Source organism: Pseudomonas sp. MM213 (genome assembly GCF_020423045.1).
Lineage (GTDB): Bacteria > Pseudomonadota > Gammaproteobacteria > Pseudomonadales > Pseudomonadaceae > Aquipseudomonas > Aquipseudomonas migulae.
Genome location: NZ_CP081943.1, coordinates 5921996 through 5934262 on the forward strand (window position 1 = coordinate 5921996; position 12267 = coordinate 5934262).

Below are 12267 nucleotides of genomic sequence, written 5' to 3' on the forward strand. Positions count from 1 at the left end.
GGTGCACACAACATTCGTGCCCGACACCGATCCCCTGTAGGAGCCGGCTTGCCGGCGATGAGGCCCTAAAATCCAGCACGCCCTCAAGACCGCCATCGCCGGCAAGCCAGCTCCTACAAGGGAACTGCGGTGCGCACAGCATGCATGCCCGACACCGATCCCCTGTAGGAGCCAGCTTGCTGGCGATGAGGCCCTAAAATCCTGCACCGCCCTCAAGGCCGCCATCGCCGGCAAGCCAGCTCCTACAAGGGAATATCGGTGCGCACAACATTCGTGCCCGACACCGATCACCTGTAGGAGCCAGCTTGCTGGCGATAGCCTTTTCAGCCCCGCCACAACCCTCATTCGCCGAGATGTGAACCGCCGCGCATCCGTCTTATAAATGAAACACCGCCCTCGGCTATACTGCGCAGCATTTGAAATGGCCCCGAGGACTGACTGTGAAGAACTGGACGTTGCGCCAACGCATTTTGGCGAGCTTTGCGGTAATTATCGCCATCATGTTGCTGATGGTCGTCGTCTCGTATTCCCGGCTGTTGAAGATCGAGGCCAGCGAAGTCAGCGTTCGTGACGATGCGCTCCCCGGGGTGTATTACAGCTCGATGATTCGTGGCGCCTGGGTCGACAGCTATCTCCAGACCCAGGAAATGCTGGGCTTGAAGGAAGGGCAGGGCATCAGTGCCGAGGACGCCGCAGACTTCAAGAATTTTGAAGCGCGCGTGCAGGACGCGATGAATAGCTATCGCGCCACCGTCACCACGGATGAAGACAAGCTCGAATTCGCAGCCTTCGAAAAATTCCATGAGAATTACGGCAAGATCCTGGCCGCAGTGCTCGACTTGCATAAGCGCAATCAGGAAGCCGAGGCCATCAAGTTGTTCAATGAACAACTGACCCCGACCTGGACGGCGGGGCGCATGAAGCTCAATGACATCCTGCGCGAAAACAAAGCCGTGGCGGATCAGGACATGGCCTACATTGATGATGCGGTGTTCACCGCGAAAGTCATCATGGGCATTTCCCTGCTGGTGGCGGTATTGGCCGCCGGTCTCTGCGGCCTGCTGCTGATGCGCGCGATCATGGCGCCCATGAACCGCATCGTGCAGATCCTCGAAGTCATGCGTACCGGCGACCTCAGCGGCCGCTTGAACCTGGAGCGCAAGGACGAATTCGGCGCCGTGGAAACCGGCTTCAACGACATGATGGCCGAGCTCACTTCGTTGGTGTCTCAGGCGCAGCGCTCGTCGGTGCAGGTCACCACGTCCGTGACCGAAATCGCCGCCACCTCTAAACAGCAGCAAGCCACTGCTACTGAAACCGCCGCCACCACCACCGAAATCGGTGCCACTTCCCGTGAAATCGCCGCCACCTCGCGTGACCTGGTGCGGACCATGACCGAAGTCTCCACCGCTGCCGATCAGGCCTCGGTAGCTGCCGGTTCCGGGCAGCAGGGCCTGGCGCGAATGGAAGAGACCATGCACTCGGTGATGGGCGCCGCGGATCTGGTCAACGCCAAACTGGCGATCCTCAACGAGAAGGCCGGCAACATCAATCAAGTGGTGGTGACCATCGTCAAGGTCGCGGACCAGACCAACCTGCTGTCGCTGAACGCTGCCATCGAAGCCGAGAAGGCCGGTGAATACGGTCGTGGATTTGCTGTGGTTGCCACCGAAGTGCGGCGCCTGGCGGACCAGACCGCCGTGGCCACGTACGACATCGAGCAGATGGTGCGCGAGATCCAGTCGGCGGTGTCGGCCGGGGTCATGGGCATGGACAAGTTCTCTGAAGAAGTGCGTCGCGGCATGTCCGAGGTGCAGCAGGTCGGCGAGCAGCTGTCGCAGATCATCCATCAGGTTCAGGCGCTGGCGCCGCGGGTGTTGATGGTCAACGAAGGCATGCAGGCCCAGGCCACCGGTGCCGAGCAGATCAACCATGCGCTGGTGCAGTTGGGCGATGCCAGCAGCCAGACCGTCGAGTCCTTGCGTCAGGCCAGTTTTGCCATCGACGAACTGAGCCAAGTGGCCGTCGGGCTGCGCGGTGGCGTTTCGCGATTCAAAGTCTGATGAGCGAACTCACGGCCAAACGCACCGCCGTGAAGCCGGCGATGCATGCATTGTTTCTGGTGTTTCGCATCGGCAGCGAGCGCTATGCCTTGCAAGCGATCGAGGTGGCGGAAGTGCTGCCGCGCCTGCCATTGAAGCCGATACCCCGCGCGCCGGACTGGGTCGCCGGGGTGTTCGCCTATCGCGGCGCGGTAGTGCCGGTAATTGACCTCAGTGCACTGACTTTTGGCGTACCGGCCCAGGCGCGCACCAGCACGCGCCTGGTGCTGGTCAATTACCGTGCGGATGAAACCGCCGAGGCGCAATTGCTCGGGCTGATCCTGGAGCAGGCCACCGACACGCTGCGCTGCAACCCGGCGGATTTTCAGCCGTACGGCCTCGATAATCGCCAGGCGCCGTACCTCGGACCGGTGCGTGAAGACGCGCAAGGTTTGCTGCAATGGGTGCGCGTCGCCGATCTGCTGGACGAGCAGGTTCGGGCGCTGCTGTTTCCGTCACCCCCGCTGGACCTGGCGCAGCTTGAGGTGCAGCCATGAGCAGCGATCAGCGTTTCTTCGATTTCCTCAAAGAGCGCATCGGCCTCGACGTCACCTCGGTGGGCCCCGCGATCATTGAACGTGCGGTGCGCCAGCGCAGCACGGCGTCCAGCGCGCTGACGGCCGATGAGTATTGGCACACCTTGCAGGGCTCGCAGGATGAGCAGCAAGCGTTGATCGAAGCGGTGATCGTTCCCGAAACCTGGTTTTTCCGTTACCCGGAATCCTTCGCCGCCCTGGCAAAACTGGCGGCCAAGCGCCTGACCGATATCAACAACATGCGCGCATTGCGGATTCTCAGCCTGCCGTGTTCCACCGGCGAAGAACCCTATTCCATTGCTATGGCCTTGCTCGATGCCGGGTTCAAACCACATCAGTTCAAAGTCGAAGGCATGGACGTCAGCCCGCTGTCGGTGGAGAAAGCCAGGCGCGCGCAGTACGGCAAGAATTCGTTTCGCGGCCAGGACATCGCGTTTCGCGAGCGGCATTTCACCGCCGAGGACGACAGCTATCGCCTCAGCGAGCGCGTGCTGGAACAGGTGCGTTTACAGGTCGGCAACCTGCTGGATCCGTCGTTGCTGGCCAACGAATCGCCTTATGACTTCGTGTTCTGCCGCAACCTGCTGATCTATTTCGATCAGCCGACGCAACAACAAGTGTTCGAAGTGCTCAAGCGCCTGACCCATGTCGAGGGTGTGCTGTTTATCGGCCCGGCCGAGGGCAGTTTGCTGGGGCGCTTGGGCATGCGTTCGATTGGTATTCCACAGTCATTTGCGTTCAGTCGCCAGAGCGCGCCAGAGCCCGAGCCTTTTGCGGCCTTCGTGCCGACGCCGTTGCCAGTGCGCCAACCGGTGCGCAACGTCACACCGGCGCCAGTACGCCTGCGGCCCTTCGCAACGGTGACGCCGCTGCCGGTGGCGACAAAAGCCGCCAGTCCCGACGCCGCTACGTTGCTGGCAAACATCGCCGCACTGGCCAATGAAGGCAAAAGCGCCGAAGCCCGCGCCGCGTGCGAAAGTTATTTGCGCAGCCATGAACCGGTAGCCCAGGTGTTTTACTGGCTGGGACTGCTCAGCGATGTCGCCGGCAGCGCTCTCGAAGCCCAGGGCTTTTATCGCAAGGCGTTGTACCTCGAACCGCAACATCCCGACGCGTTGATGCACCTGGCGGCCTTGCTGCAATCACAGGGTGACACGGCGGGCGCCAAACGATTGCAGGACCGCGCCGCCCGCAGCGAGCGCGCAAACAGTGAGCGCAAACGATGAATGCCGCCGACAGCTTTAGCCTCACCCATGAAGATGCCCAGGCCATCGACGATTGCTGGAACCGTATCGGTATCCACGGCGACAAGTCCTGCCCGCTGCTGATCGAACACATTCATTGCCGCAATTGCGCGGTGTACTCGGCGGCCGCTACGCGTTTGCTCGACCGTTATGCGTTGCAACAGGAAGACCGCGGACAAGTCTCGGTCGCGGTCGAAAGCGAGGTGAAAACCCGCTCGCTGCTAATGTTCCGCCTCGGCGAAGAATGGTTGGGCCTGGCCACCCGCAGCCTGGTGGAAGTGGCGCCGCTGCAAGCGATTCATTCCTTGCCGCACCAGCGCTCCCGGGCCTTGCTCGGCGTGGCGAATGTGCGCGGCGCGCTGGTGGCGTGCCTGTCGTTGGTGGAACTGCTCGGGCTCGACGGCGTGAGCAGCGTGGCGCCTGGTGCGCGCGTGATGCCGCGCATGTTGATCATCGCGGCCCACGGCGGGCCGGTGGTGGTGCCAGTGGACGAAGTCGACGGGATCCATGCCATCGACGAGCGCCTCCTTGAGGCCGCATCGCGTTCCGGTACGCAGGCCAGCGCCAAATACACCCGTGGCGTATTGCAATTCAAAGGTCGCAGCCTGCGTTGGCTGGATGAAGAACAGCTGCTGTCCGCCGTGACCCGGAGCCTCACATGACCCCCGAGCAAATGCGCGACGCCTCTTTGCTGGAACTGTTCAGCCTCGAAGCCGAGGCCCAGACCCTGGTGTTGAGCACGGGGCTGCTGGCGCTTGAACGCGATCCGACCCAGGCCGATTACCTTGAATCGTGCATGCGCGCGGCTCACTCGCTCAAAGGCGCGGCGCGAATTGTTGGCGTCGATGCCGGCGTCAGCGTTGCCCATGTGATGGAAGATTACCTGGTCAGCGCCCAGGAAGGCCGGTTGTATCTGCGGCCCGAGCACATTGATGCCTTGCTGCAGGGCACCGATTTGCTGATGCGCATCGCGACGCCGAACAACGCACCGGCGCCTGCGGATATCGAAGCTTATGTCGTCTTGATGGGACGGCTGCTTGTTCACATGGCGACGGTTGCCCCCATCGCGCCGCCGATGGCAGAACTGCAGCTGGAGCCGCCGACGGCCACGGTTGAGTCGCCCATGCCGGCCGCCACGCAAGCCCCTTCGGCAGCTGCCGCCGAGCCCTCGCCCAAGACCAAACGCACCACCGAAAGTGGCGAGCGCGTATTGCGCGTTACGGCCGAACGCTTGAACAGCCTGCTCGACCTGTCGAGCAAATCCCTGGTGGAAACCCTGCGGCTCAAACCGCATCTGGCCACCATGCAACGCCTCAAGCGCATGCAGAACAACGGCTTGCGGGCGCTGGAAAACCTCAATGTCCATCTCAAGGATCAAACCTTGAGCCTGGAAGCCCGGGAAGCCCTCGACGATGCGCGTCGGTTGCTGGCGGAGTCCCAGCAATTGCTGGTGGAAAAAAACGTCGAGCTGGACGAGTTCGCCTGGCAGGCCAGTCAACGCGCGCAAGTCCTGTACGACACCGCGCTGGCCTGTCGCATGCGGCCGTTTGCCGATGTGCTGAGCGGGCAAGTGCGCATGGTCCGCGACTTGGGGCGCAGCCTCGGTAAACAGGTGCGGCTGGAGATCGAGGGCGAGAAAACCCAGGTCGATCGCGACGTCCTGGAAAAACTCGAAGCGCCGCTGACGCATCTGCTGCGCAACGCCGTCGACCACGGCATCGAATCCCCGGAGCAACGGCTACTGGCCGGTAAACCGGAAGAAGGTGTGATCCGCCTGCGCGCCTCGCATCAGGCCGGTCTGCTGATGCTGGAACTGAGCGATGACGGCAACGGCGTCGACCTGGAAAAGGTCCGCCGCAGCATCATCGAACGTCAGTTGTCCCCGGCCGACACCGCCGCGCAGTTGAGCGAAGAGGAGTTGCTGACGTTCCTGTTCCTGCCGGGTTTCAGCCTGCGCGACGCGGTCACTGAAGTGTCCGGACGTGGCGTCGGCCTCGACGCGGTTCAGCACATGGTCCGCCAGTTGCGCGGCGCGGTGGTGCTGGAGCAGACGGCGGGCGAGGGCAGCCGCTTCCATCTCGAAGTGCCGCTGACCCTGTCGGTGGTGCGCAGCCTGGTGGTGGAGGTCGGCGAAGAGGCGTATGCGTTTCCGCTGGCCCACATCGAGCGCATGTGCGACCTGGAGCCGGCAGACATCGTGCAGGTCGAAGGCCGTCAGCATTTCTGGTACGAAGGCCGGCATGTCGGATTGGTTGCGGCCAGCCAATTGCTTCAGCGTCCGGCGAGCACCAACAGTCAGCAAACCCTCAAGGTCGCGGTCATCCGCGAGCGAGATGCGATCTACGGTGTGGCGGTCGAGCGGTTTGTCGGCGAGCGCACGCTGGTGGTCTTGCCGCTGGACGAGCGTCTGGGCAAAGTGCAGGACATTTCCGCAGGCGCCTTGCTCGACGATGGTTCGGTGGTGCTGATCGTCGATGTCGAAGACATGTTGCGGTCGGTGGACAAACTGCTCAATACCGGGCGTCTGGAGCGGATTGCCCGCCACAGCAATCAGGCGGCTGAAGCTGCGCGCAAACGGGTTCTGGTGGTCGACGATTCGCTGACCGTCCGCGAGTTGCAACGCAAACTGTTGCTCAATCGCGGCTACGACGTGGCCGTGGCGGTGGACGGTATGGATGGCTGGAATGCCCTGCGTTCCGAGGATTTCGATCTGCTGATCACCGACATCGATATGCCGCGCATGGACGGTATCGAACTGGTGTCTTTGTTGCGCCGTGACAACCGCCTGCAATCGCTGCCGGTGATGGTGGTGTCCTACAAGGATCGCGAAGAAGACCGTCGTCGTGGACTGGACGCCGGGGCCGACTATTATCTAGCCAAAGCCAGTTTTCACGACGACGCCCTGCTTGATGCAGTGGTTGAGCTCATAGGAGGAGCGCGGGCATGAAAATCGCAATCGTCAACGACATGCCCATGGCGGTGGAGGCCCTGCGTCGCGCCTTGGCGTTTGAGCCGGAGCATCAAGTGATCTGGGTCGCCAGCAACGGTGCCGAGGCGGTGCAGCGTTGCGTGGAAAACACCCCGGACCTGATCCTGATGGACCTGATCATGCCGGTGATGGATGGCGTCGAGGCGACGCGGCGAATCATGGCCGAGACGCCGTGTGCCATCGTGATCGTCACGGTCGACCGCCAGCAGAACGTGCACCGGGTGTTCGAGGCCATGGGCCACGGCGCTCTGGATGTGGTCGATACGCCGGCAATCGGTGCCGGCAATGCCCAGGAAGCAGCGGCACCGCTGCTGCGCAAAATCCTCAACATCGGTTGGCTGATCGGCGACAAGGGCAATCGCGTGCGACCTGCGCCGGGCCCGTTGCGCCACTCAGGTTCCCGGCAAAAACTGATCGCCATCGGTTCCTCCGCAGGCGGGCCGGCAGCCCTGGAGATACTGCTCAAAGGACTGCCGATAAATTTTTCCGCCGCCATTGTGCTGGTGCAACACGTTGACCAGGTGTTCGCCGCTGGCATGGCCGAGTGGCTCAGCGGCGCCAGCGGCCTGAACGTGCGCCTGGCCCAGGAAGGCGAGCCACCGCAGGCGGGCACCGTGCTGCTGGCCGGCACCAACCACCATATTCGTTTATTGAAAAACGGCACGCTGGCGTACACCGCCGAGCCGGTCAACGAGATCTATCGGCCCTCGATCGATGTGTTTTTCGAGAGTGTGGCCAGTTACTGGAATGGCGATGCCGTAGGGGTTTTATTGACCGGCATGGGACGCGATGGCGCGCAGGGGCTTAAACTCATGCGCCAACAGGGTTACCTGACCATCGCTCAGGACCAACAAAGCAGCGCGGTGTATGGCATGCCGAAAGCGGCAGCGGCCATCGACGCCGCTGTAGAAATTCGCCCGCTGGAAAAGATAGCGCCACGATTGCTGGAGATTTTTGCCAAATGACTATGCTCAGCAGCAATCCTGGCCCAGGCAGTACTCAGGTGACCGCACATGAATGACTTACAGCTCGACGGCTTCAAAACCGACGAAAACGCCGCCATGGTGTTGTTGGTGGACGATCAGGCCATGATCGGCGAAGCGGTGCGCCGCGGTTTGTCGAATGAAGAAAACATCGACTTCCACTTCTGCGCCGACCCGCATCAGGCGATTGCGCAGGCGATCCGGATCAAGCCGACGGTGATCCTCCAGGACCTGGTCATGCCCGGTCTCGACGGCCTGAGCCTGGTGCGCGAATACCGCAATCACCCGGCCACCAAGGACATTCCGATCATTGTGCTGTCGACCAAGGAAGACCCGCTGATCAAAAGCGCGGCATTCGCGGCCGGGGCCAATGATTACCTGGTCAAACTGCCGGACAACATCGAACTGGTGGCGCGCATCCGCTATCACTCGCGCTCCTACATGACCCTGTTGCAGCGTGACGCGGCGTACCGCGCGTTGCGGGTCAGCCAGCAGCAGTTGCTCGACACCAACCTGGTGCTGCAACGCCTGATGAACTCGGACGGCCTGACCGGACTGTCGAACCGTCGTCACTTCGACGAGTACCTGGAACTGGAATGGCGACGTTCTTTGCGCGACCAGAGCCAATTGTCGTTGCTGATGATCGATGTGGACTACTTCAAGTCCTACAACGACAACTTTGGCCACCTCGAAGGCGACGAAGCCCTGCGCAAAGTCGCCACGGCCATCCGCGACGCCAGCGCCCGACCTTCTGACTTGCCGGCCCGTTATGGCGGTGAAGAATTCGCGCTGGTCCTGCCCAATACATCACCGGGCGGTGCGCGACTGGTGGCGGAAAAACTGCGCCAGACCGTGGCGGCACTGAAAATCCCGCACATTTCACCGAGCGAAGGCTCAAGCCTGACCATCAGCATCGGCCTGTCGACCATGACCCCGCAACCGGGCGCCGATTGCCGTCAATTGATCTCGGCGGCTGACAAGGGGCTGTATCTGGCGAAGAACAATGGGCGCAATCAGGTGGGTATCGAGTAACAGGGACTTCATCCCCTGTAGGAGCCGGCTTGCTGCGGGCGGCGTTCCGACGATAGCGTCCGTCCAGCCAATAAACAGGTTGACTGACCCACCGCTATCGTCGGAACGCCGCCCGCAGCAAGCCGGCTCCTACAGGAAATCGCGTACGCTTTTGATTCCCACCACTCATCAGGCCGAGCGTTAGCTCGCCTTCCGCTTTTGATCTGAGCGCCCCCTCGAGAGGCCGAGTGGAGGTTCTGCGTAGTGGGCAACCCGGCATGGATGCCGGGTTAGCCGCCCCCGGCCATGGATGGCCGATGGCGGCGGGCCCACGGAGCAGGACCGGAGCGAGGGCATGCCGAGCCATGGCGAGGCACCGAACGAAAGGGGCAAGAGCCCTTGGTTACTTGGGGCTCTTCCAAGTGACTCGCCGTAAGGGCGAAACCAATAGCCGCCGTCACCAAAAGAACGGATATGTACTCCGACCGAAAACACAGGCCGGCTATCAGTCCGCCATCGCCAGCAAGCCGGCTCCTACAGTTGATCGGTGTACGGCCGCTCCGAAAACGCATCGGGCCTTTTCGGCCAAGCGGGCTGCCGTTTCCGGCCGTTTGCCGTTATACTCGCCGGCTTTCAAAAGTTCGCCAACGAGTGCTGCCCGCCATGGAAATCAACCCGATCCTTAACACCATCAAGGACCTGTCCGAGCGCTCCGAAACTATTCGGGGGTATCTTTGACTACGATCAAAAGCACGAGCGTCTGACCGAAGTCAATCGCGAGCTTGAAGATCCGAGCGTCTGGAACAAACCTGAATATGCCCAGGAGTTGGGCCGCGAGCGCTCTGCGCTGGCACAGATCGTCGATACCCTGGACGAGCTGAACACCGGTCTGGCCGATTGCCGCGACCTGCTGGACATGGCCGTCGAAGAAAACGACGAAGGCGCAGTGGGCGATGTCGTCGCCGAGCTGGCCCGTCTCGAGGAAAACCTCGCCAAGCTTGAATTCCGCCGCATGTTCAGCCATGAAATGGACCCGAATAACGCCTACCTGGACATCCAGGCCGGCTCCGGTGGCACCGAGGCCCAGGACTGGGCCAACATCCTGCTGCGCATGTACCTGCGCTGGGCTGACAAACGCGGCTTCGACGCCACCATCATGGAACTGTCGGCCGGTGAAGTCGCCGGTATCAAGGGCGCCACCGTGCACATCAAGGGCGAATACGCCTTCGGCTGGCTGCGTACCGAAATCGGCGTACACCGTCTGGTGCGCAAGAGCCCGTTCGACTCCGGCAACCGTCGTCACACTTCGTTCTCGGCGGTTTTCGTCTCGCCAGAGATCGATGACAAGGTGGAAATCGAAATCAACCCGGCAGACTTGCGGATCGACACCTATCGCTCCTCCGGTGCCGGTGGTCAGCACGTAAACACCACCGACTCGGCCGTACGTATCACCCACGTACCGACCAACACCGTGGTCAGCTGCCAGAACGAACGTTCCCAGCACGCCAACAAGGACACCGCCATGAAAATGCTGCGGGCCAAGTTGTACGAGCAGGAAATGCAGAAGCGCAACGCGGCGTCCCAGGCGCTGGAAGACACCAAGTCCGATATCGGCTGGGGTCATCAGATCCGTTCTTATGTACTCGATGCCTCGCGCATCAAGGATCTGCGCACTAACATCGAGCGCAGTGACTGCGACAAGGTACTCGACGGTGATATCGATGAATACCTCGAAGCGAGCCTGAAGTCGGGCTTGTAAGCAATGCAATACGGGATCGGCTGACACCCCCCGATCCCCTGTAGGAGCCAGCTCGCTGGCGATCCCCGGCCGCAGGCCGGGGGCAACGAACCAGATGGAATATCTAAAGACATGAGCGACCTAGAACTCGACCCGCAAGCCCTGCAACAGGAAGAAAACTCCCTGATCGCCCTGCGCAAGGAAAAGCTTGCTGCCGAGCGCGCCAAGGGCAATGCCTTCCCGAACGACTTCCGCCGCGAAAACTACTGCGAAGACTTGCAGAAACAGTACGTGGACAAGACCAAGGAAGAGCTCGCAGAGGCTGCAATCCCGGTCAAGGTTGCCGGTCGCATCATGCTCAACCGTGGCTCGTTCATGGTGATCCAGGACATGACCGGTCGCATCCAGGTCTACGTCAACCGCAAGACCCTGTCCGAAGAAACCCTGGCCGCGGTGAAAACCTGGGACATGGGCGACATCATTGCCGCCGAAGGCACCCTGGCCCGTTCCGGCAAGGGCGACCTGTACGTTGAAATGACCAGCGTGCGCCTGCTGACCAAATCCCTGCGCCCGCTGCCGGACAAGCACCACGGCCTGACCGACACCGAACAGCGCTATCGTCAGCGTTACGTTGACCTGATCGTCAACGAAGACGTGCGCCAGACCTTCCGCGTGCGTTCGCAAGTCATCGCCCACATCCGCAGCTTCCTGATGCAACGTGACTTCCTGGAAGTGGAAACGCCGATGCTGCAAACCATTCCGGGCGGCGCAGCGGCCAAGCCGTTCGAAACGCACCACAATGCGCTGGACATGGAAATGTTCCTGCGTATCGCGCCGGAGCTGTACCTCAAGCGTCTGGTGGTTGGCGGCTTCGAGAAAGTGTTCGAGATCAACCGCAACTTCCGTAACGAAGGCGTTTCGACTCGTCACAACCCTGAATTCACCATGTTGGAGTTCTACCAGGCTTACGCCGACTATGAAGACAACATGGACCTGACCGAGGAACTGTTCCGCGAGCTGGCGCAGCTGGTTCTGGGCAGCACCGACGTGCCTTACGGCGACAAGGTGTTCCACTTCGGCGAACCGTTCGTGCGTCTGTCGGTGTTCGATTCGATCCTCAAGTACAACCCTGAGCTGACTGCCGATGATCTGAATGACATCGACAAGGCCCGTGCCATCGCCAAGAAAGCCGGCGCCAAGGTGTTGGGCTTCGAAGGCCTGGGCAAATTGCAGGTGATGATTTTCGAAGAGCTGGTCGAGCACAAGCTGGAGCAGCCGCACTTCATTACCCAGTACCCGTTCGAAGTGTCGCCGCTGGCCCGTCGCAACGACGACAACCCGAACGTCACCGACCGTTTCGAATTGTTCATCGGTGGCCGTGAAATCGCCAACGCCTACTCCGAGTTGAACGACGCGGAAGACCAGGCCGAGCGCTTCATGGCGCAGGTGGCCGACAAGGACGCCGGCGACGACGAAGCCATGCACTACGACGCCGACTTCGTTCGCGCGCTGGAGTACGGCATGCCGCCAACGGCCGGTGAAGGCATCGGTATCGACCGTCTGGTGATGCTGCTGACCAACTCCCCGTCGATCCGCGACGTGATCCTGTTCCCGCACATGCGGCCGCAAGCGTAAATGTTTCAATTAAAAAGCCGCCTATAACA

At 61.5% G+C, this 12267-nt stretch carries 9 protein-coding genes; all 9 read left to right on the plus strand.

The genetic code is table 11. From position 1 onward, the window contains the following. Window positions 1-500: 500 nt before the first annotated feature. The 9 genes from K5R88_RS26890 to lysS all read left to right on the plus strand — a co-directional run bounded on the left by K5R88_RS26890 (window position 501) and on the right by lysS (window position 12238). On the plus strand, window positions 501-2063 hold the full coding sequence (locus K5R88_RS26890; RefSeq protein WP_404943262.1) for a methyl-accepting chemotaxis protein: 1563 nt from the start codon (window positions 501-503) through the stop codon (window positions 2061-2063). After that, window positions 2063-2599, plus strand: a complete 537-nt coding sequence (locus tag K5R88_RS26895) for a chemotaxis protein CheW (RefSeq protein ID WP_226298686.1) — start codon at window positions 2063-2065, stop codon at window positions 2597-2599. The genes K5R88_RS26890 and K5R88_RS26895 overlap by 1 nt, the downstream gene beginning before the upstream one ends. Continuing rightward, a complete protein-coding gene (locus K5R88_RS26900; protein WP_226298687.1) occupies window positions 2596-3864 on the plus strand; it encodes a CheR family methyltransferase in 1269 nt (422 codons plus the stop codon). Before K5R88_RS26895 ends, K5R88_RS26900 begins: the two co-directional genes overlap by 4 nt. After that, window positions 3861-4544, plus strand: coding sequence for a chemotaxis protein CheW (locus K5R88_RS26905; RefSeq protein WP_008029751.1), 684 nt, complete (start codon window positions 3861-3863; stop codon window positions 4542-4544). Before K5R88_RS26900 ends, K5R88_RS26905 begins: the two co-directional genes overlap by 4 nt. Further along, a complete protein-coding gene (locus K5R88_RS26910; protein ID WP_226298688.1) occupies window positions 4541-6829 on the plus strand; it encodes a hybrid sensor histidine kinase/response regulator in 2289 nt (762 codons plus the stop codon). Before K5R88_RS26905 ends, K5R88_RS26910 begins: the two co-directional genes overlap by 4 nt. Next, complete coding sequence (locus K5R88_RS26915; RefSeq protein WP_008043780.1) at window positions 6826-7836, plus strand: chemotaxis response regulator protein-glutamate methylesterase; 1011 nt, start codon at window positions 6826-6828, stop codon at window positions 7834-7836. Before K5R88_RS26910 ends, K5R88_RS26915 begins: the two co-directional genes overlap by 4 nt. A gap of 48 nt (window positions 7837-7884) precedes the next feature. Then, window positions 7885-8886 (plus strand): response regulator, encoded by a 1002-nt coding sequence (locus K5R88_RS26920; protein WP_008043779.1) that lies wholly within the window; start codon window positions 7885-7887, stop codon window positions 8884-8886. Between the two features lie 642 nt (window positions 8887-9528). Continuing rightward, window positions 9529-10624 (plus strand): peptide chain release factor 2 gene (prfB, locus tag K5R88_RS26925; RefSeq protein WP_157214382.1). Its coding sequence is split into 2 segments (ribosomal slippage): window positions 9529-9600 and window positions 9602-10624, totalling 1095 coding nucleotides; the frame shifts between segments, so codons are not numbered across the junction. Between the two features lie 111 nt (window positions 10625-10735). Continuing rightward, a complete protein-coding gene (lysS, locus tag K5R88_RS26930) occupies window positions 10736-12238 on the plus strand; it encodes a lysine--tRNA ligase (RefSeq protein ID WP_008034198.1) in 1503 nt (500 codons plus the stop codon). Window positions 12239-12267: the final 29 nt, after the last annotated feature.